Source organism: Streptomyces carminius, from assembly GCF_002794255.1.
Taxonomy (GTDB): Bacteria; Actinomycetota; Actinomycetes; order Streptomycetales; family Streptomycetaceae; genus Streptomyces; species Streptomyces carminius.
Genome location: NZ_PGGW01000060.1, coordinates 215,911 through 236,068, shown reverse-complemented (window position 1 = coordinate 236,068; position 20,158 = coordinate 215,911). Strand labels below are relative to the sequence as shown.

The window sequence follows — 20,158 nt, the reverse complement described above, 5'->3', positions numbered from 1 at the left end:
CATGGGTGCCCAGGTAAGGGTCTACAAGCGGCGGATCCGTTCCGTCACCTCGACCAAGAAGATCACCAAGGCGATGGAGATGATCGCCGCCTCGCGCATCGTCAAGGCGCAGCGCCAGGTGGCGGCCTCCACGCCGTACGCGAGCGAGCTGACCCGGGCGGTGGCCGCGGTCGCCACCGGCTCCGGCACCCAGCACCCGCTGACGACCGAGGCCGACAACCCGGCCCGGGCCGCGGTCCTGCTGGTCACCAGCGACCGCGGGCTGGCCGGCGGTTACTCGTCCAACGCCATCAAGGCGGCGGACCGGCTGGCCGAGCGGCTGCGGGCGCAGGGCAAGGAGGTCGACACCTACGTCGTCGGCCGCAAGGGCGTGGCGTACTACAGCTTCCGCGACATGAAGATCGCCCAGTCGTGGACCGGCTTCAGCGACCGGCCGTCGTACTCCGACGCCAAGGCCGTGGCCGGGCCGCTGATCGAGGCGGTCCGCAAGGACACCGCCGAGGGCGGCATCGACGAGCTGCACATCGTCTTCACGGAGTTCGTGTCGATGATCACGCAGACAGCGGTCGACCGGCGGCTGCTCCCGCTCAGCCTCGACGAGCTGGGGAACGAGAGCGCCTCCGGCCTGGAGAAGGCGGCGGAGGGGAAGGACCAGCGGATCCTCCCGCTCTACGACTTCGAGCCGTCGGCCGAGGAGGTCCTGGACGCCCTGCTGCCGCGGTACGTCGAGAGCCGGATCTACAACGCCTTCCTCCAGGCGTCCGCCTCCGAGCACGCCGCCCGCCGGCGTGCGATGAAGTCGGCGACGGACAACGCCGAGGACCTCATCAAGTCGCTCACGCGGCTTGCCAACCAGGCCCGCCAGGCCGACATCACCCAGGAAATCAGTGAGATCGTCGGTGGTGCCAGCGCGCTGGCCGACGCTTCCGCGGGGAGTGACTGACAACTATGACCACCACTGTTGAGCCGACCGCCACTGCGGGCGTGGCCACGGGCCGTGTCGCGCGGGTCATCGGCCCGGTCGTCGACGTGGAGTTCCCCGTCGACGCGATGCCGGAGATCTACAACGCCCTGACCGTCGAGGTGGCCGACCCGGCCCAGGAGGGCGTGAAGAAGACGCTCACCCTCGAGGTCGCCCAGCACCTCGGTGAGGGCGTGGTGCGCGCCATCTCCATGGAGCCCACCGACGGCCTGGTCCGCCAGGCCCCGGTGACCAACACCGGCGAGGGCATCACGGTGCCCGTCGGCGACGTCACCAAGGGCCGGGTGTTCAACACCCTGGGCCGGATCCTGAACGAGCCGGAGGCCGAGTCCGAGGTCACCGAGCGCTGGCCGATCCACCGCAAGGCCCCGGCCTTCGACCAGCTCGAGTCCAAGACCGAGATGTTCGAGACCGGTCTGAAGGTCATCGACCTGCTGACCCCGTACGTCAAGGGCGGCAAGATCGGTCTGTTCGGCGGCGCGGGCGTCGGCAAGACCGTCCTCATCCAGGAAATGATCATGCGTGTGGCGAAGCTGCACGAGGGCGTTTCCGTGTTCGCCGGCGTCGGCGAGCGCACCCGTGAGGGCAACGACCTCATCGCCGAGATGGAGGAGTCCGGCGTCCTCCCGCAGACCGCGCTGGTCTTCGGCCAGATGGACGAGCCGCCGGGCACCCGGCTGCGGGTCGCCCTGGCCGGTCTGACGATGGCGGAGTACTTCCGCGACGTCCAGAAGCAGGACGTGCTGTTCTTCATCGACAACATCTTCCGCTTCACCCAGGCCGGCTCCGAGGTCTCCACCCTGCTGGGCCGCATGCCCTCCGCGGTGGGCTACCAGCCGAACCTGGCGGACGAGATGGGTCTGCTCCAGGAGCGCATCACCTCCACCCGCGGCCACTCGATCACCTCGATGCAGGCGATCTACGTGCCCGCGGACGACCTGACCGACCCGGCCCCGGCGACGACCTTCGCCCACCTGGACGCGACCACCGTGCTGTCGCGCCCGATCTCGGAGAAGGGCATCTACCCGGCGGTGGACCCGCTGGACTCCACCTCCCGCATCCTGGACCCGCGGTACATCACCGACGAGCACTACGAGTGCGCCACCCGGGTCAAGGGGATCCTGCAGAAGTACAAGGACCTCCAGGACATCATCGCCATTCTCGGTATCGACGAGCTCGGCGAGGAGGACAAGCTGGTGGTCCACCGCGCCCGCCGTATCGAGCGCTTCCTGTCGCAGAACACCCACGCGGCGAAGCAGTTCACCGGCCTGGACGGCTCGGACGTGCCGCTGGACGAGTCGATCGCCGCGTTCAACGCGATCGCCGACGGCGAGTACGACCACTTCCCGGAGCAGGCGTTCTTCATGTGCGGTGGCCTGGACGACCTGAAGGCCAAGGCCAAGGAGCTGGGCGTCTCCTGACGTCCGCGCCCGGCGGCGGGGGGCGGGTCCGCCCGTCCCCCGTCACCGCATCCGGTTATTCTGTGAAAACCCCAGTTTCGAGGAGCCACTGTGGCTGAGCTGCACGTCGAGTTGGTCGCCGCGGACCGCAAGGTCTGGTCGGGCGAGGCCGGCCTGGTCGTCGCGCGCACCTCGTCGGGTGATATCGGCGTCATGCCCGGCCACCAGCCGCTGCTCGGCGTGCTGGAGTCGGGACCGGTGACGATCCGTACGACCGGCGAGAGCGGGGACGGCACCGTCGTCGCCGCGGTGCACGGCGGCTTCATCTCCTTCGCGGACAACAAGCTGTCGATACTCGCGGAGATCGCGGAGCTGTCCGACGAGATCGACGCCCGGCGTGCCGAGCGCGCGCTGGAGCGGGCGAAGGCGGAGGCGGACGCCGCCGCCGAGCGGCGCGCCGAGATCCGGCTGCGGGCCGTGACGAGCGCACGCTGAGCTCGCGCGGACGGAAGTACCTCAGCCGCGGATCGCGTCGGAGCATCGCTCCGGGGCGGTCCGCGGCTGAGGCGATGGTGGCTGTGACACGGGCACACGGACGGACAAGGCGAGGAGGTCGGTGAGATGGTCCTCGCTCTTGTGCTGCTCGGGTGCGCGGTGCTGCTGCTGGCACTGGGACTGTTCGTCTTCGGACTGCGGCGGCGGCTGATCCAGCGGCCGGGCGGCACCTTCGACTGCAGTCTGCGGTGGAACGCCCCACAGGCCGCGGAAGGAGCCGGGAACGGCGGCAAGGGCTGGGTCTACGGGGTCTCCCGCTACAGCGGTGACCGCATCGAGTGGTTCCGGGTGTTCTCCTACGCGCCCCGGCCGCGCCGGCTGCTGGAGCGCGAGGCCATCGAGGTGCTGGAGCGCCGCACTCCGCAGGGCGAGGAGGAGCTGGCGCTGCTGTCGGACTCCGTGATCCTCGCCTGCTCGCTGCGGGGCACCCGGGTGGAGATGGCGATGAGCGAGGACGCGCTGACCGGCTTCCTCGCCTGGCTGGAGGCCGCACCCCCCGGACAGAGAGTCAACGTGGCGTGATGCGGTTCTCCGTGGTGGGGGCGCCCCCGGACGGAGCCCGGACGGAGCCCGGGTGAGGGTCGGCGTGGTGTAGTGGGTTTCCCGTCGTGGGCCCCCGGACTTCCGTCCGGGGGCCCACCGGTGTGAGCGGACGTTGTGAGCGGGCGAGCGGGGTCTCCCGCGGTGGGGCCCGGGCCGGGGTCCGAGGGCTGGGCGCCCGGCGTGGAGGGCCCCAGAGGCGGGACGTCCCGGGACGAACCCGGGACGAACCCGGGAAGGCCGGGTGCGGCCCGGGTGCGGGCCTGCGACGGGGCATCCCGGGCACCCCGCCCGGGGCGGGACCGGGGAGCGCCGGTCCGGCGTGAGCCCGGCGGGACTCGCCCGGCGGGGACGCGGGAGGACAGGAAGCGGGGAGACGGCCGATGGGCCGTCTCCCCGCTTCGCCGTGCGGCGCTTGTGGCGCCGGGTGCGTCAGGTGTACCGGAGCTCCCGCTCCGTCACCGGTTGAGACCGTTGTGGATGGCGGTGATCAGCTCACCGTCGGAGGTGTCGCCGCTGAACTCCCAGAAGAAGGCGCCGCCCAGGCCCTGCTGCCTGGCGTAGTCCATCTTCCCGGCGACGGTGGCGGGGGTGTCGTAGCTCCACCACTCGTTGCCGCAGTGCGCGTACGCCGTACCGGCGACGGTTCCGTTGGCCGGGCAGCGGCTCTTGAGGACCTTGTAGTCCTCGATGCCCGCCTCGTAGCTGCCGGGCGCCGCGCCGGTGGCGGTGCCGCCGGGCTCCTTCTGGGTCACGCCGGTCCAGCCGCGGCCGTAGAAGCCGATGCCCAGCAGCAGCTTGTCCGCCGGGACGCCCTCGGCCTTCAGCTTCTGGATGGCCGCGGCGGAGTTGAAGCCCTGCTTGGGGATGCCGTCGTACGAGGTCAGCGGGGAGTGCGGGGCGGTGGGGCCCTGGGGGGCGAAGGCGCCGAAGTAGTCGTACGTCATCACGTTGTACCAGTCGAAGTACTTCGACGCTCCGGCGTAGTCGGCCTGGTCGAGCTTTCCGCCGCTGGAACCGTCGGCGGTGATGGCCGCGGTGACGAGCTGGTCGCCGAACCGGTCACGGAAGGCCCGCGCCATGTCCTCGATCACCTCGGGGCCGCTGGTGTCACAGCTCAGCCCGCAGGCGTTGGGGTACTCCCAGTCCAGGTCGATGCCGTCGAAGAGGCCCTCCCAGCGGGGGTCGTTGACCAGCTGGTGGCAGGACTCGGCGAACGCGGCCGGGTCCTTCATGGCGTCGGGGAAGCCGCCGGACCAGGTCCAGCCGCCGAAGGACCACAGGATCTTGATGTGCGGGTACGTCTCCTTCAGCTTGAGCAGCTGGTTGAAGTTGCCGCGCAGCGGCTGGTCCCAGGTGTCGGCCTCGCCGTCCACGCTCTGCTCGGCGGTGTACGCCTTGTCGGTGGCGGCGTAGGCGTCGCCCATGGCGCACTTGCCGCCCTTGACGTCGCCGAAGGCGTAGTTGATGTGGGTGAGCTTGGCGGCGGAACCGGAGGTCAGCAGGTTCTTGACGTGGTAGTCGCGCTGGTAGACGCCCCAGTCGATGAAGTAGCCCAGGTTGATCTGGTCACCGGGGGGCGCGGGCTCGCCCGGCTCCTCGGGCTCTTCCGGCTCGTTCGGCTCCTCGGGCTCCTCCGGTTCCCCGGGGCCGGCCGAGCCGTCGCAGGGGCGGCCGTTGATGGCGCAGCCGGACGGTTCGCCGCTGCCGGAGCCGTTGAAGCCGAAGCTGACGCTGGCGCCGGGGGCCAGGGTGCCGTTCCAGGTCTTGTTCTTCGCGGTGTAGGCGCCGGCGGAGCCGCTGACGTCGGCGTCCCAGAAGGCACCCACCGTGGTGCCGGAGGGGAAGTCCCAGTTCAGGGTCCAGCTGTCGATGGCTGTGTCACCGGTGTTCCGGATCGTCCACTTGCCCTCGAAGCCGCTGCCCCAGTCGGAGACCTTGGCGTAGGTCGCGGTGGCCTCCTCGGCGGCCTGGGCCGTGGGGGCCATGACGACCAGCGCGCCCAGGGGTATCAGCAGCGCGGCCGCGGCCGCCGTGACCTTGCGTCTGAAGTGGTGTGCGGTGGTGTTCGTTCTCAAGAGCGCTCCTCGCACAGGGTCCGGTGAGGGCCGGATCGTTGGGGGTCTGCCGCGTCGCGCCTGTGAATGCCATGTGCATGGCGGATGCGTGCAGTTGCAGGGAGCGTAGAGAGGTCTGGACCACCGGTCAACAGGTCTGTACCAAGAGAGACTTAAGGGAGGGTTATGCGCCGCTGATGCCCAACTCCTGCGCCAGCACCGCCGCCTGGACCCGGCTGCGCAGTCCCAGTTTCGCCAGCACCCTGCTGACGTGCGTCTTCGCCGTGGCCTCCGCCATGCCCAGCCGCTCGGCGATCCCGGCGTTGGACAGCCCCTCGCCCACACACGCCAGGACCTCGCGCTCCCGCCGGGTGAGGGAATCCAGCACCGCGGGGCCGTCCTCCCGGCCGCTCCGCGAAGTGGCGGAGCGGGCGAACTCCCGGATCAGCCGGCGGGTCACGGCCGGGGCGATCACCCCCTCGCCCCGCGCGACCGCCCGTACCGCCGCGAGCAGCGTCGCCGCGTCGCTGTCCTTGAGCAGGAAGCCCGCCGCGCCCGCCCGCAGCGCCCCGAAGACATACGAGTCGAGGTCGAAGGTGGTCAGCACCAGCACCTCGGCCAGCTCCCCGGCCACCACCCGCTCCGTCGCCGACACCCCGTCCAGCCGCGGCATCCGCACGTCCATCAGCACCAGGTCGGGCCGCAGTTCGCGGGCGAGCCGCACCGCCTCCTCGCCGTCGGCCGCCTCCCCGACGACCCGGATGTCCGGGGCGCTGCGGAGGATGAGGACCAGCCCGGCGCGTACGGCCGACTGGTCCTCGGCGACGAGCACCCGAATCACCCGAGCGGTCATCCGCCGTTCCTTCCTCTCGTTCCCTCCGCACGGTCCTCCGTCCGGCCCTCCGTCACGGGCAGCACCGCGCGCACCTCCCACCACCCGCCGCCGGGCCCGGCGGCCGGGCCCGCCGAGAAGTCGCCGCCCAGCAGCCCGACGCGCTCGCGCATCCCGATCAGTCCGGCACCCGAGCCCGGGGCGCGCGGACCGGGCCGGGTGCCGAGCGGACTGGTGACCCGGACGGTCAGCGGGCCGCCGCCGTCCCCGGGGCCGGTGAGGTGGACGGTCACCCGGCCGGGGGAGGCGTGCTTGAGGGCGTTGGTCAGCGCCTCCTGGACGATGCGGTAGGCCGCCAGCTCCACGGACGCGGTCAGCGGGCCGCCGGAGCGCTCGTCGCGCAGGACGAAGCCGAGCCCGTCGGCCCCGCCGTGGGCACGGGCCTGGCCGAGCAGCGCGTCCAGGCCCTCCAGCGTCGGGGCGGCGGACACCTCCTCCCCCTCCCGGGCATCCCGCAACAGACCGATAAGACGGCGCATTTCGGCCAATCCCTGCACGCTGTTCTCCCGGATCACCGCGAGTGCCTCCCGGGTCGCGGCGGGATCGTCCAGCGACTGCGCCGCGGTGGAGTGGACGGCGATCGCGGAGAGGTGGTTGGCCACGACGTCGTGCAGCTCACGGGCCATCCGGGCGCGCTCGGCGGTGACGGCCTGGACCCGGTCCATCTCCGCCAGCAGCGCGGTCTGCTCGGCCCGCAGCCACTCGGCGACGGCCCGGTCGCGGTGGTCCCGGACGACGGAACCGGTGAAGGCGGGACCGACCGAGACCAGTGCGGCGACGATGCCGAGGGTGAGCGCCTCGGGCCCGCGCAGGGCGAAGAGGGCGGCGAGGGTGACGGCGATCGCGGCGAGGACGGTGGCCGGGGGCACCCGGCGGGCCAGCCCCGGCGGACCGTACAGCACCGCCGCGTAGACGACGTCGGTGAACATCAGCACGGTGGCGAGCAGCGAGCCGATCACCAGGTCGGCGGCGAGGGCCGCCGTCGCGAGCCACAGTGCCCACGGCTGCGCGGTCCGCCGCAGCAGCTCCGCACCGCTCATCACGGCCAGCGGCAGCAGGGAGAGCCCGCCGGGCAGTTCACCGCGGGGGAAGGTGGTGAACAGCTCCAGCCGCCACAGCACCAGCCCGCCGGCCAGCCCGGCGGCGGCGATCAGCACGTCGTCGCGGTGCGGGCGGACGAGTGGCGGGGCGGGGCAGCGGGGGGTCACCCCACCATCCAACACGGCCCGGGGCGCCTTCGGCCTCCGCGTCACGGCCGGTTCCGGGGAGCGGCGCGGTACATCGAAGGATGCAGCCCGGGATCGTCACGAGGGGTGACGCCCCGGTGAGCGGGGCGGGGCAGGCTGATGGTGTCGTTCCCCGCCCCCGGGCACCGGGGAACCGGAGAGGAGAGCCGCCCCGTGGTCGTCACCCTGATCATCGTCTGCGAAGTGGGCTTCTGGGTGCTGCTCGCCGTGGGGCTGGCCCTGCGCTACCTGGCCCGCAGACCGCGGCTGGGGGCGGCGGTGCTGCTGTGCGAGCCGCTGCTGGAACTGGTGCTGCTGGCCGCCACCGCGATCGACCTGCGGGGTGGCGCGGAGGGGAACTGGACGCACGGCCTGGCGGCCGTCTACGTCGGTTTCACCGTCGCCTACGGCCACTACATGATCAAGTGGGCCGACGGCCACTTCGCCCACCGCTTCGCGGGCGGCCCGCCGCCGGTGAGACCCCCGAAGTACGGGAGGGCGCGGGCCGTCCACGAGTGGAGGATGTGCGCGCGCTCGGTGCTCGGCGCGCTGGTCGCCATGGCGCTGCTCCAGGGCGCCGTCCGGTACGTCGGCGACGCCGGGCGGAGCGAGTCGCTGGTGGCCTGGCAGCAGAAGATGCTCTTCGTCATCGGGATCAGCCTGGTCATCGCGATCGGCTACACCCTCTGGCCGAAGCGGCCGCCGGGCGGCGGCGGTACCGGGGGCGGCGCGGCCGCCCGGCCCGCCGGGTCCGCGGAGCCGGAACGGGCCGGACGCTGAGAAGGCCCGGGCCCGTACGGGGCGTCCCCGCGGGGCGCGCGGGGGAGCGGGCCGTCCCCGGTACCGCCGCCACCCGCCGGGCGGCGTGCGCCCCGCGGTCCGTCAGCGGTTCTCGCCGGGCACCCACAGCACGTCGCCGGTCCCCTCGCGGGCGGTCTTGTTGGCCGTGCGCGCCAGGATGAACAGCAGGTCCGACAGCCGGTTGAGATAGGTGGCGGTCAGCTTGTTCATGCTCTCGCCGTGCTCCTCCAGCGCCGCCCAGGTGGAGCGCTCCGCACGGCGGACCACCGTGCACGCCTGGTGGAGCAGGGCCGCCCCCGGGGTGCCACCGGGGAGGATGAAGCTGCGCAGCTTCTCCAGGTCTGCCAGGAAGCGGTCGCAGTCGGCCTCCAGCCGGTCGACGTAGCTCTGCTCCACCCGCAGCGGCGGGTGCTCGGGGTTCTCCACCACCGGGGTGGCCAGGTCCGCGCCCACGTCGAACAGGTCGTTCTGCACCCGGGTCAGCACCGCCGCGACCTCCTCGGTCAGCCCGCCCAGCGCGAGGGCCACTCCGATGGCGGCGTTGGCCTCGTTGGAGTCGGCGTAGGCGGCGATGCGTGAGTCGGTCTTTGCGGTACGGCTCATGTCACCGAGGGCGGTGGTGCCGTCGTCGCCGGTACGGGTGTAGATGCGGGTGAGGTTGACCATGGGGCGAGCCTAGTCAGTTCGCGGCCCGGCGGTGGAGCCGTGTGCCCACCGTCACGGGGACGGCGTCCAACTGCGCGCGGCGGCCCGGCGGCTGACGTCCGCCCGGGGTGACACCCCTCCGGTGTGACGTCCGCCATGTGAGACGTGACGCGCATCTCTTCCCCGCCCAACGCGCCCCCACTGACGCTAGGGTCCGCCTGAGAGCCGCTCGCACAATGCCGTGGAAGCCGTTGAAGCCTTGGAAGGGACGAAGGACGTGGCCAGGAAGCTCGCCGTCATCGGTGCCGGACTCATGGGATCGGGTATCGCGCAGGTCTCCGCCCAGGCAGGCTGGGAGGTGGTGCTGCGGGACGTCACCGACGAGGCGCTGGCCCGCGGCACGGACGGCATCCGGGCCTCGTACGACAGGTTCGTCGCCAAGGAGAAGCTGACGGCCGAGGAGGCCGGTGCGGCACTCGCCCGCATCACCACGACCACCGACCTCGACGCCGCCGCCGACGCGGACATCGTGGTGGAGGCCGTCTTCGAGCGCGTCGACGTCAAGCAGGAGATCTTCCGCACGCTCGACGGCCTGGTGAAGGACGAGGCGGTGCTGGCCTCCAACACCTCCGCCATCCCGATCACCAAGATCGCGGCGGCGACGCGGCGCCCCGAACGGGTCGTGGGCACGCACTTCTTCTCGCCCGTGCCGATGATGCGGCTGTGCGAGCTGGTGCGCGGCCACAAGACGAGCGACGAGACCCTCGCCACCGCCCGGGAGTTCGCCGAGAGCGTCGGCAAGACCTGTGTCGTCGTCAACCGCGATGTGGCGGGCTTCGTCACCACCCGGCTGATCTCGGCGCTGGTCGTCGAGGCGGCGAAGCTGTACGAGTCGGGGGTGGCGACCGCCGAGGACATCGACACCGCCTGCCGGCTGGGTTTCGGGCACGCCATGGGTCCGCTGGCCACCGCCGACCTCACCGGCGTGGACATCCTGCTGCACGCCACCGAGAACATCTACACCGAGTCGCAGGACGGGAAGTTCGCCCCGCCGGAGCTGATGCGGCGGATGGTGGACGCGGGTGACCTCGGGCGCAAGAGCGGTCAGGGCTTCTACCACTACTGAAGCCGCAGACATAAGGCAGACCGTCCTTATGGGTGAATTTGAGGCCGGAACGGGGACAGGCGGCAACTTCGCCGCCGAAGAGGCAGTCAGTTGTGGTGAGACATACGCCGACAACGGATACACACGGACCACTTCTTCCGGGGGAACGGATATGCATATCAGGGGCGACCACGCGGAACTGGTCGTCGGAGGTCGCCTCGACGTCCGCAGCGCGGCGGACGCCCGTACGGTCCTGCACACCGCGGTCGACTCCGGAGAGGGCGATCTCGTGCTGGACCTCGCCGAACTGGACTCGTGGGACGCGACCGGTCTCGGAGTGATCATGGGGGTGCACCGGCGGGCGGGCCGCTGCGGGCGCCGTCTCGTCCTGCGGGACGTACCGCCCCAGATGCAGCGCCTGCTGGTGGCCACCCGGCTGCACCGCATCCTGGCCATCGAGGGCGGCGACCTCGCCGGGGGCGGGGCGCCGGTCGGCCCGTGACGGCTCCGGCCCACGAAGGCTCCGGCCCGTGACGGTTCGATTGCGTGACGATTTCGACAAGAGGCAGGTCACGGGTTGCGGACAGGCCGTCCCCAACGGCTAGGGTTCGGATGCCCGCCGCCCGGACTCCGCGGCGGCCGGCCACCGGACCACGAGCGAAGGCGAGCGTGCGGTCGGCCCGGGCGAGCTGACACGAGTACGCACCGCATCTGGGGGCGCCGATCATGGACCCTGACCACCAGGGATCAGAGGAACAGGACAACGGGGCCGTCACCCGCGTCGTCCCGCTGACAGCGGGCGAGTACCTGCTGACGGTCAACCCCGTCGACGGCAGCGAGATCGAACCCTGCCCGCCCGGGCGGCACCCCGGTGTCCCCCGGCGGCGCACCCCCGAATCCCGCGCCGAGTACGACCGCGCCGCCCTGCCGCCGGTCCCGGGAGGAGTCTCCCCCGATCTGCCGCTGCTGGAGCGCACGGCGGAACGCGAACGTCTCGTCCAGCTCCTCAGGCAGGGCAGGTCCGTCCGGCTCACCGGCCCGCCCGGTTCCGGACGCACCGCCCTGCTGGCCGCCCTCGCGGCCGACTGCGCCGGCCTGGCGCCGGACGGTGTCGTACGCCTCGACGGCAGCCACCGCACTCCCGGCGACCTGATGCAGGAGCTGTTCACCGCCGTCCACGACGCCCCCGGCCACCGTCCCGACGGCACCGAGCTGGCCGACGCGCTGCGCGGCGTCGGCGCGGTCGTCCTGCTGGACGACGTCGAGTTCGGCGGCCGGGGCCTCGACTCCCTCCTGGACGCCACCCCCGAGTGCGCCTTCCTGATCTCGGCCACGCCCGACACCCCCGCGCCCTCGCCCGAGGCGGACCTGGAGGAGGTCCCCCTCTCCGGCATAAGCCGCAGTGCCTGCCGGGCGCTGATGGAGCACATCGTCCGGCGCCCGCTCACCGAGGAGGAGACGAACTGGGCGGCGGACCTGTGGTTCGAGTCCGAGGGGCTGCCGCTGCGCTTCGTCCAGGCCGGGGCGCTGCTGCGGCAGCGTGACACGTCGGGTGCCGGGCCGGCCGGCGCGGAGCCGGCCGGCGCCGACGGCGCGACCGCGGCGGGCGGGCCGGAGAGTGCCCCGGACGGCACCGGCACCGGCACCGTCTCCGCCGACGAGGGTGACGCCTCCGGCGGAACCCCGCTGCCGACCCTCGCCGAGGGCGCCGCGCCCGCCCCGCTGCTGGCCGCCCGGCTGTCCGGGGCCACCCGCGAGGTGCTGCGCTTCGCCGTCGCGCTGGGCGGCGCACTGCCGCACCCCGCCCATCTGCCCGCCCTGGTGGGCGATCCCCGTGCCGACGAGGCCCTGGGCGAACTGCTCGCCTGCGGTCTGGCCACCGCCGAGGGCGCTCACCACCGGCTCGCCCCCGGAGTGACCGGGCAGCTGACCGAGGCCGGATACGCCGAGGGCGCGGAGGACCGCGCCCACACCGCCGCACAGCACTACGCCTGGTGGACCGGTCACCCCTCGGTCGCTCCGGGGCAGGTCGCGCAGGAGGCCGAGGCGGTGCTCGCCGCCGTTCAGGGGGCCCGGCGCGGCGGCCACGCGAGTGCCGCGGTGCTGCTGGCCCGTACGGCCGCGCCCGTCCTGGCCGCGTCGCTGTACTGGAGCGCCTGGGAGCGCATGCTGCGCGGCGGCCAGGAGGCCGCGCGCACGGCGGGCGAGGTGGCGGAGGAGGCCTACTTCCACCACGACCTGGGCGTGCTGGCCCTGTGCACCGGCCGGCTGGACCGGGCCCGGGTGGAGCTGGAGGCATCGATCGGGCTGCGCGGAGTGCTCGCCGACCGCCGGGGCACGGTGGCCGGACGGCGCGCGCTGGCCCTGGTCGAGGACCGCTCCGCGCCACGGGCGGACGGCGGCCCCGGCGCACTGCCGACGGGACCGTCCCCGCTGCCCGCCCTCCCGCCCGCCGTTCCGCCCGCGGCGCCCTCCCTCTCCGACCGGCTGCCGGCGCTGTCCGCGCGGCCCGGACCGCCCGCGGCGGCCGGTCCGCGGAGCACCGGCGGCACACCGGCGCTCGACGACCTGCCCGCGGCCCTGACGGTTCCGCCGATCACGGTGGGCAGCGCGGACGACGAGACGTACGGCGACGACGCGCCGACCCGGTCGACACCCTCCCTCGCGGCGGCGTACGGCGGGGGCGGCGGATCCCGCCGCGGGCTCGCGATCCTGGGCGCACGGCGCAACGTCCTCGCGGCGGGCGCGGGCGCGCTGCTGGCCGTGGCGGTCGGCGCGGTCGTCACGCTCGGCATGACCTCGGGCAGCGAGCCCACCGGCGGTGTGAACCCGACCTTCTCCCCCCTGGAGGACGAGGGCATCACCGTGGACGACTCCGGGCCGGGCGGGAGCGAGCGGAAGGACGAGCCGGAGGAGAGCGGTACACCATCCGTGTCGGGCACTCCGTCCTCGACAGATGACTCGTCCACCACCGTGGGCACGTCCACCGAGCCGGAGGACCTGGAGAGCGACGGGGGCTACGTGTCCGAGACCACGTCCCCGCCGAAGTCTTCCAAGCCGCCGACCAGGCAGAGTACGCCGGGCGACGACAGGCCGGACCAGCCGGAGGAGGAGTCGACACCGCCCGACGAGGAGCCGGAGGACGAAAGCGACCCGCCCTCCAGCACCCCCCCGGCATCACCGAGCGGAGAAGAGACCGATCCCGGCGGGGAGGACGACACCACTGCCGGCGCTCCCGCCCCGGAGACACCCGTCTCCGGAAGTGCTTCGGCCACCGGGCCGGAGGAGACCGGGACGAGCAGCCCGCTCATGTGACCGTCCCGGCCGCACGGGTCCGCCCCGTCCCCGGAGCCGTGGCTCGTGCGGCTCCGGGGACGGGACGGTGACGGGGCCCGGAGGGTTCAGAACAGCCGCAGTTTGTCGTCCTCGATACCGCGCAGCGCGTTGTAGTCGAGGACGACGCAGTCGATGCCGCGGTCCGTGGCCAGCACCCGGGCCTGCGGTTTGATCTCCTGCGCCGCGAACACCCCGCGGACCGGGGCCAGCAGGGGATCGCGGTTGAGCAGTTCCAGGTAGCGGGTGAGCTGCTCGACGCCGTCTATCTCGCCGCGCCGCTTGATCTCGACGGCGACGGTGGTCCCCCGGGCGTCCCGGCCCAGGATGTCCACCGGGCCGATGGCGGTGGGATATTCGCGCCGGATCAGCGACCAGCCCTCGCCCAGGGTCTCCATTCGGTCGGCGAGCAGTTCCTGCAGGTGTGCCTCCACGCCGTCCTTGATCAGGCCGGGGTCGACGCCGAGCTCGTGCGAGGAGTCGTGGAGGACTTCCTCCATGGTGATGATGAGTTTCTCACCCGATTTGTTCACCACCGTCCACACGGCGACTCCGTCGTCCTCTCCCTCCTTCAGGGTGCAGGGAGGAGACATCCAGTTGAGGGGCTTGTAGGCCCTGTCGTCCGCGTGGACCGAGACGGACCCGTCGGCCTTCACCAGGATGAGGCGGGGGGCCGAGGGGAGGTGGGCGGTGAGTCTCCCGGCGTAGTCCACCGAGCAGCGGGCGATGACGAGACGCATGGTCGGTCACGCTACTGGACGACGGGCCCCGTACGCGATTCGCCCCCGCTTCTCCCTGTTCGACGGGGAGTTCGGGGGTGGCTTGTTGTGTGCCCAGGTGCCTGGTGCCGCCGCATGCACCGGCATAACGTTGCCGCGGGCATTGCCGTACGGGACCGTTCGGTTACACGGCGAGGCCTCTTCATGCCCTGAAGGTCCCGGTTCGTCCGGGATCGCGAGAGGAGTACTCATGTCGCTCGACGTCTCACCGGCCCTTCTCGAACAGGCCGAGCGAGGCGAGGTCGACGAAGCGGCCTTCGTCGACTGCGTCCGTACCTCCCTGCCCTACGCGTGGGAGCTGATCGGCTCTCTGACGGCCCGGCTCAGAGTCGACGGCGGGGACTTCGCCGACAACCTGACGCCGCCTCCGGACGAGCAGGCGCGCGGCCAGTTGCTGCGCGCGCTGGCGAGTGACGCGATACGCGGTGCGCTGGAGCGTCACTTCGGGGTGCGGCTGGCCTTCCAGAACTGTCACCGGGTGGCGGTCTTCCCGCTGGACGCCTCGGCGGACGAGCGGCTCACCCGCTTCACCTCCATCCGCGGCCAGCTCCTCAACCAGTCACCGGAGCTGCGCGACTGCTGACGGGGGGACAGCGGACCGGACAGCGGACGGAGGCCGGGTCACGGCGCGGTGCCCGGCCCCGTGTCCGTACCCGGTCCCGTGCCCGGTGACGTACCCGGCCCCGTGCCCGCCGCCCGGGGGAGGAGCGGCAGTACCTCGGCACCCAGCCGCCGGACGTTCAGTTCGGTGCAGGCCAGCTCGCCCGACCCCTCCACCAGCAGGGCGAACCTCCGGACCCCGGTCCGTTCCGCGGTCGCCGCGAGCCGGTCCGCGCACAGCCCGGGCGGGCCGACCGGATGCAGCGCGCACAGCAGTTCGGTGTAGGCGTGCGGGTCGCGCATCCCGCGCGTCCTGCCGTCCACGGTGGTGTGCGCGCCCAGCCCCTGCCGCAGCCAGCCCGGCATCGCCTTGGTGAGGACCTCCACGGCCTCCGCGCGGGTGTCGGCCACCTGCGCCACCCCGGCCGACACGTGCCCGGCCGCCGCCACCGCCGCCGGGTCCAGTCCGGCCGCCAGCGCCTCGCGCCGCCACAGGGTGACCATCTCCGCCTTCTCCTCGTCCCCGCAGTGCATGCCCAGCAGCATCGGCAGCCCGCGGGCCGCGGCCAGCCGCACGGAGCCGGGCGAGGTGCAGGCCACCAGCACGGGGACCGCGTCCGGCCCGGCCACGGCCTGGTCCGGGCGCGGTACGACGGGGACCTCGCGGAAGCGGTAGCGCTCGCCGTCCGCGCCGACCCGGGGCTCGCGCAGCCAGCGCAGCAGCAGGTCCAGCGACTCGGGGAAGCCCCGCTCGTACGCCTCGGTGCCGCCGCCGAAGACCTCCAGATCGACCCAGGGGCCACCGCGCCCGACCCCCAGGGCGAACCGGCCCGAGGAGGTCAGGTGCAGCAGTGCCGCCTGCTCGCCGAGGGCGACCGGGTGCGCGTTCGGCAGCACGCTCACGGCGGTGCCGACCCCGATGCGCCGGGTGCGCCCCAGCAGCAGCGCGGCCAGAGTGACCGCCGAGGGGCAGACCCCGTAGGGCACGAAGTGGTGCTCGGCCAGCCACACGTCGTCCAGCCCGGCCGACTCGGCGGTCTCCGCGGCGCGCACGGCCCGGTGGAGCGCCTCCCCCTGCCCCTGCCCCGGGAACTGGGCCGCCAGCACGAAAGCCCCCACCTGTGTCGACTCCATCGGGACCTGCCTCCTCGTCGCTTCCGGGAAACCGCCCTCGACACCGCTCTCCACGACGGGCTCAACGGTCGGTCCTTCGGAGGCAACAACGCCTGACACGTGCCGGAGGCACGGCCTGCCGGGTTTTTTTCGGATGGTGTGAGAAGTCCGCGGGGCATGCCGGCGGCTGCGGACCCCGATGGCCGGGTGCGTAGGCTGAAAGGGCAGTGTGCGCAGACGTACCGGCCGGTCCAAGGCCCCGAACAGCTCAGCGAGGTACCCGTGTCCCCGCGTCGAAACCGCCCGCGCGGCGGTGGCAGTTCCGCCCGCCGTACCGGTGGGGCACCGGACCGCTACGGACTGGAGCGCACCGACGAGTGGCGGGGCGAGGAGTGGGTGGTGCGGCAGGTGGCCGGGCAGTCCGCCGGCAAGCACTACCGGTGCCCCGGCTGCGACCAGGAGATCCCGCCCGGGACGGCCCATGTCGTCGCCTGGCAGCGGGAGGGCCGGGTGGAGGACCGGCGGCACTGGCACCGGGCCTGCTGGAACGCCAGGGACCGCCGGAGCGCGCGGCTCCAGCGGTCCCGTCAGGCACCCCGGTACTGACCGGCGCCGGCGGCCGGTACTGACCGGCGCCGGTCAGACGTCGCGGGTGGTGGTGCGGGCGTACGCGCCGATCAGCGCGGCCAGGGTGACCAGGGCCAGCAGCCCCAGCAGCGGCCAGCCGGTGCCGGTCGAGTCGCCCTCCATCGGCAGGCGGAACAGCGAGGACAGGCCGTTGAGCGCCGAGTACTCGCGCAGCTTCTCGCCGAACTCCCGCACGCTCTCGGTGAAGAGGAACAGCGAGACGATGAAGGGCAGCAGCACCAGCCCGAGCATGCTGGTGATCGCCCCCGGTGTGCTGCGCAGCAGTGCGCCGACCGCCAGCGACAGCAGCCCCAGCAGCGCCACGTACAGCGCGGCGCCGACCGTGGCGCCCAGCCACTCGCCGCCGGTGGCGACGGCCTCGCCGGCGCTGATGGTCTCCCCGTTGAACGAGTCCGCGGAGGCGAACTGGGAGACGGGCTTGCCCTCGACCGCCGCCGACTGCATCAGCGCGGTCAGCGTGCACGCGATCAGCGTCGTCGTGAAGGACAGCAGGAAGAAGACGACGGCCTTGGCGGTGAGCACCCGGGCGCGCTGCGGACAGGCGGTGAGGGTGGTGCGGATCATGCCGGTGCTGTACTCGGAAGTGATCACCAGCACCCCGAGGGTGATGACGCACAGCTGACCGAGCATCAGGCCGAAGAACCCGCCCGCGAGCACCGGGGCCCCGGCGGTGTCCTCGGTGCCCAGGCCGATGGCGACCAGCGCGCCGATGCCGACGACGAGCACGAACATGACGGCGAGCGTCCACACGGTGGACCGCACCGAGCGGATCTTGGTCCACTCCGAGGCGATGGCGTGTCCGAGGTGGGTGGTCACCACGGGGATCGGGGAGGCGTAACCGGGACCGGTGCCGGGACCGGGGCCGCCGGTCCAGCCGGCCGGGGGTGCCGCCTGCGGGACCGGGGGGGCGGCCTGGGGCTGCGGGGGAGTGGTCATCGGGCGTCCTCGTTGTCGCGCTTGGTGAGGTCGGCGGGGGCGGGCGCCGGGGGCGCGGCCGGAGCGGCGGGCGCGGCGGCCTGCTGGGGCACCTGCGGCGCGGCCGGCGGGGGCTGCCAGCCCTGCGGCTGGGCCTGGGACGGGGCCTGGGGGGACGCCTGCGGGTTCTGCGGCGGCACCGCGTACGGGTTCGGCTGTCCCGGGCCGCCCGGGGCGGGCGGCGCGTAGGGATGCGCCGGGGCGGCGCCGTGCGGCGGCGGCCAGCCGGCGGCACCACCAGCGGCACCGGGGACCGCGCCGGGCGGCGCCGCGTACGGGTTGGGCTGCCCCTGCCCCGCCGGTCCCAGCAGCCCGGCCCGCTGGTCCTCGGTGGAGCGGTAGTCCACCGCCCCCTGTGTCATGCGCATGTAGGCCTCCTCAAGGGAGGCCGTGTGCGGGGAGAGCTCCCACAGCCGTACGCCCGCCCCGTGCGCCAGATCGCTGATCCGCGGCAGCGGCAGGCCGGTCACCCGCAGGGTGCCGTCCTGCTCCGGCAGCACCGCCGCGCCCGCCTCGCCGAGCGCGGCGGTCAGCTTCTCGCGCTGCTCCGGCTCGCCGTCCGGGGTGCGGACCCGGGCGAAGTCCGCGGAGTTGTGCGCGATGAAGTCCTTCACGGACATGTCCGCGAGCAGTTGACCGCGGCCGATCACGATCAGATGGTCGGCCGTCAGGGCCATCTCGCTCATCAGATGGCTGGAGACGAAGACCGTACGGCCCTCGGCGGCCAGCCTCTTCATCAGGGTGCGGATCCAGCGGATGCCCTCCGGGTCCAGTCCGTTGACCGGTTCGTCGAACAGCAGGACCTGCGGATCGCCGAGCAGTGCCGCCGCGATGCCCAGCCGCTGGCCCATGCCGAGCGAGAAGCCCTTGGAGCGCTTCCTCGCCACCTCGTGCAGGCCGACGACCCCCAGCACCTCGTCCACCCGCCGCCGGGGGATGCCGGAGAGCTGGGCCAGGCAGAGCAGGTGGTTGTACGCACTGCGCCCGCCGTGGATCGCCTTGGCGTCCAGCAGTGCCCCCACCTGCCGCGGGGCGTTGGGCAGCCGGCGGTACGGGAGGCCGTTGACGGTGACGTGCCCGTCGCTGGGCGCGTCCAGCCCCAGGATCATCCGCATGGTGGTGGACTTCCCGGAACCGTTGGGCCCCAGAAAGCCGGTGACGGCGCCCGGCCGCACCTGGAAGGACAGGTTGTACACGGCCGTCTTGGCGCCGTAGCGCTTCGTCAGGCCGACTGCTTCGATCATGCTTTCCGCCCCTGCTGCCTCTGCGGTTCGGGGCGTGCCGCCCCCGATGGAACTAGGAGAGTATCGGCGGCCGTCCGGTTCCCGGCCATCCGGACGGGCCGGTGCCCCGCACCGCCCGAAGCGGTACGGGGCACCGGCCCGCCGTTCGCTCTGCCGTGACCACTGCCGTCCCCGCCCGGCCCGCCCGCCGGAGGCACCCGGCGGAGCGGACCCGGGACGGAGCGGGCGGCGTCAGCGGGACTGCTGCGCGGGAACGCCGCGGCTCAGCGGCTCGTCGTCCCCGTCCGCGCCGGTCTGCCCGGTGGCGGCGACGGCCGCGCCGGTCAGCGTGGCCAGCATCTCGCGGACGTTGGTGAGCTGGGCGTTGATGCTGTCGCGGCGGTTGGTGAGCGCCGCCAGCTCCCGCTCGGACTCGCTGCGGACGCGGTCGGCCTTGGCGTTGGCGTCGGCCACGATGTCCTCGGCCTGGCGCTGGGCGGTCTCCACCGTCTGACGGGCGCGGCGCTCGGCGTCGGTGCGCAGCTTCTCGGCCTCCAGCCGGAGCTGCTCGGCGCGGTGCTCGATCTCCGCCAGCCGCTTCTCCGCCTTGGCCTGGCGGGAGGCGAGGTCGCGCTCGGACTGCTCGCGCCGCTTGGCCAGGTTGGTCTCGAAGTCCGCGGCGGCCTGGGCGGCCTTGGCCCGGGTGTCCTCGAAGAGGGCGTCGGCCTCCTCACGCTTGGCCTGGGCGTCCTTCTGCGCGTCGGCGCGCAGCGTGGCGGCCTCGCCCTTGGCCTTCTCGACGATCCGGACGCCCTCGTCCTCCGCCTTGGCCTTGCGGTCGGAGGCGTACGACTCGGCGTCGTTGCGCACTTGCTGAGCGGCGGACTCGGCCAGCTCGCGGTGCTGCTCGGCGGCCCGGCGGGCCTCCTCGCGCAGGTCCTTGGCCTCCTCCTCGGCGAGGCGGAGGATCTTCTCGACCCGGGCCCCCAGTCCGGCGTACGACGGCTCGGAGTCGTTGATCTGGGCCTGGGCGTTCTGCGTCTCGAGGTGAAGCTCCTCGATGCGCTTCTCCAGGGACGCGATACGGGCCAGCGCGTTGTCACGGTCGGCGACGAGCTTCGCGATGCGGTCGTCCACCTGCCCGCGGTCGTAGCCACGCCGCACGAGCTCGAAGCCGAAAGGAGAGGTGTTGTCGCTCATGGGGTTCCTGTCGAGTCAGACGGGGTCGGACGGGAGAGTGATAGTGGGAATCCTAGGGGCGAAAGCGGCGTGTCACCGAGAAGA

General features: G+C 72.9%; 19 protein-coding genes. 10 read left to right on the top strand and 9 right to left on the bottom strand.

The genetic code is table 11. From position 1 onward, the window contains the following. Position 1: 1 nt before the first annotated feature. The 4 genes from CUT44_RS19820 (at position 2) to CUT44_RS19805 (ending at position 3,459) form a co-directional block, all read left to right on the top strand. Positions 2 to 943: a F0F1 ATP synthase subunit gamma gene (locus CUT44_RS19820; RefSeq protein WP_100203235.1), complete on the top strand. Its 942-nt coding sequence runs from the start codon at positions 2 to 4 to the stop codon at positions 941 to 943. Between the two features lie 5 nt (positions 944 to 948). Beyond that, positions 949 to 2,403 carry a F0F1 ATP synthase subunit beta gene (gene atpD / locus CUT44_RS19815; protein WP_100203234.1) on the top strand — a complete coding sequence of 485 codons (1,455 nt, stop codon included), beginning with the start codon at positions 949 to 951 and terminating at the stop codon, positions 2,401 to 2,403. 90 nt (positions 2,404 to 2,493) lie between these two features. Next, positions 2,494 to 2,877, top strand: coding sequence for a F0F1 ATP synthase subunit epsilon (locus CUT44_RS19810; RefSeq protein WP_100203233.1), 384 nt, complete (start codon positions 2,494 to 2,496; stop codon positions 2,875 to 2,877). A gap of 126 nt (positions 2,878 to 3,003) precedes the next feature. Then, complete coding sequence (locus CUT44_RS19805) at positions 3,004 to 3,459, top strand: DUF2550 domain-containing protein (protein ID WP_100203232.1); 456 nt, start codon at positions 3,004 to 3,006, stop codon at positions 3,457 to 3,459. Positions 3,460 to 3,935: 476 nt separating this feature from the next. Here CUT44_RS19805 and CUT44_RS19800 read toward each other — a convergent pair whose 3' ends face one another. From CUT44_RS19800 to CUT44_RS19790, 3 genes are all read right to left on the bottom strand, one after another. Next, positions 3,936 to 5,465, bottom strand: coding sequence for a glycosyl hydrolase family 18 protein (locus CUT44_RS19800; protein WP_100203426.1), 1,530 nt, complete (start codon positions 5,463 to 5,465; stop codon positions 3,936 to 3,938). Between the two features lie 253 nt (positions 5,466 to 5,718). Beyond that, positions 5,719 to 6,387: a response regulator gene (locus CUT44_RS19795; RefSeq protein ID WP_100203231.1), complete on the bottom strand. Its 669-nt coding sequence runs from the start codon at positions 6,385 to 6,387 to the stop codon at positions 5,719 to 5,721. Beyond that, positions 6,384 to 7,634, bottom strand: a complete 1,251-nt coding sequence (locus tag CUT44_RS19790; RefSeq protein WP_233221507.1) for a sensor histidine kinase — start codon at positions 7,632 to 7,634, stop codon at positions 6,384 to 6,386. Before CUT44_RS19790 ends, CUT44_RS19795 begins: the two co-directional genes overlap by 4 nt. 192 nt (positions 7,635 to 7,826) lie before the next feature. On the opposite strand from CUT44_RS19790, the gene CUT44_RS19785 reads away from it, so the two are divergent. Next, on the top strand, positions 7,827 to 8,432 hold the full coding sequence (locus CUT44_RS19785) for a hypothetical protein (protein ID WP_100203230.1): 606 nt from the start codon (positions 7,827 to 7,829) through the stop codon (positions 8,430 to 8,432). Positions 8,433 to 8,534: 102 nt separating this feature from the next. Here the strand turns inward: CUT44_RS19785 and CUT44_RS19780 are convergent, their stop codons facing one another. Continuing rightward, positions 8,535 to 9,119: a cob(I)yrinic acid a,c-diamide adenosyltransferase gene (locus tag CUT44_RS19780; RefSeq protein ID WP_100203229.1), complete on the bottom strand. Its 585-nt coding sequence runs from the start codon at positions 9,117 to 9,119 to the stop codon at positions 8,535 to 8,537. Between the two features lie 256 nt (positions 9,120 to 9,375). On the opposite strand from CUT44_RS19780, the gene CUT44_RS19775 reads away from it, so the two are divergent. The 3 genes from CUT44_RS19775 to CUT44_RS19765 all read left to right on the top strand — a co-directional run bounded on the left by CUT44_RS19775 (position 9,376) and on the right by CUT44_RS19765 (position 13,518). Then, complete coding sequence (locus CUT44_RS19775; RefSeq protein WP_100203228.1) at positions 9,376 to 10,224, top strand: 3-hydroxyacyl-CoA dehydrogenase family protein; 849 nt, start codon at positions 9,376 to 9,378, stop codon at positions 10,222 to 10,224. Positions 10,225 to 10,375: 151 nt separating this feature from the next. Beyond that, positions 10,376 to 10,705 (top strand): STAS domain-containing protein, encoded by a 330-nt coding sequence (locus CUT44_RS19770; protein WP_100203227.1) that lies wholly within the window; start codon positions 10,376 to 10,378, stop codon positions 10,703 to 10,705. Positions 10,706 to 10,929: 224 nt separating this feature from the next. Further along, positions 10,930 to 13,518, top strand: coding sequence for an AAA family ATPase (locus CUT44_RS19765; protein WP_100203226.1), 2,589 nt, complete (start codon positions 10,930 to 10,932; stop codon positions 13,516 to 13,518). An 86-nt stretch (positions 13,519 to 13,604) separates the two neighbouring features. On the opposite strand, the gene nucS is transcribed toward CUT44_RS19765, so the two are convergent. Next, positions 13,605 to 14,276 carry an endonuclease NucS gene (gene nucS, locus CUT44_RS19760; RefSeq protein WP_100203225.1) on the bottom strand — a complete coding sequence of 224 codons (672 nt, stop codon included), beginning with the start codon at positions 14,274 to 14,276 and terminating at the stop codon, positions 13,605 to 13,607. Positions 14,277 to 14,505: 229 nt separating this feature from the next. Here nucS and CUT44_RS19755 point away from each other — a divergent pair, with 229 nt between their 5' ends. Further along, the gene (locus CUT44_RS19755; RefSeq protein WP_100203224.1) at positions 14,506 to 14,898 is read left to right on the top strand and encodes an SCO5389 family protein; all 393 of its coding nucleotides are present in this window, start codon (positions 14,506 to 14,508) and stop codon (positions 14,896 to 14,898) included. Between the two features lie 38 nt (positions 14,899 to 14,936). On the opposite strand, the gene CUT44_RS19750 is transcribed toward CUT44_RS19755, so the two are convergent. Next, positions 14,937 to 16,049 (bottom strand): LLM class flavin-dependent oxidoreductase, encoded by a 1,113-nt coding sequence (locus CUT44_RS19750; RefSeq protein ID WP_100203223.1) that lies wholly within the window; start codon positions 16,047 to 16,049, stop codon positions 14,937 to 14,939. A gap of 261 nt (positions 16,050 to 16,310) precedes the next feature. On the opposite strand from CUT44_RS19750, the gene CUT44_RS19745 reads away from it, so the two are divergent. After that, on the top strand, positions 16,311 to 16,634 hold the full coding sequence (locus CUT44_RS19745) for an ATP/GTP-binding protein (protein WP_100203222.1): 324 nt from the start codon (positions 16,311 to 16,313) through the stop codon (positions 16,632 to 16,634). A gap of 33 nt (positions 16,635 to 16,667) precedes the next feature. Here the strand turns inward: CUT44_RS19745 and CUT44_RS19740 are convergent, their stop codons facing one another. From CUT44_RS19740 to CUT44_RS19730, 3 genes are all read right to left on the bottom strand, one after another. Continuing rightward, positions 16,668 to 17,612, bottom strand: a complete 945-nt coding sequence (locus tag CUT44_RS19740; RefSeq protein ID WP_100203221.1) for an ABC transporter permease — start codon at positions 17,610 to 17,612, stop codon at positions 16,668 to 16,670. Then, complete coding sequence (locus CUT44_RS19735) at positions 17,609 to 18,895, bottom strand: ABC transporter ATP-binding protein (RefSeq protein WP_100203220.1); 1,287 nt, start codon at positions 18,893 to 18,895, stop codon at positions 17,609 to 17,611. Before CUT44_RS19735 ends, CUT44_RS19740 begins: the two co-directional genes overlap by 4 nt. Before the next feature lie 231 nt (positions 18,896 to 19,126). Next, positions 19,127 to 20,074 (bottom strand): coiled-coil domain-containing protein, encoded by a 948-nt coding sequence (locus CUT44_RS19730; protein WP_100203219.1) that lies wholly within the window; start codon positions 20,072 to 20,074, stop codon positions 19,127 to 19,129. Positions 20,075 to 20,158: the final 84 nt, after the last annotated feature.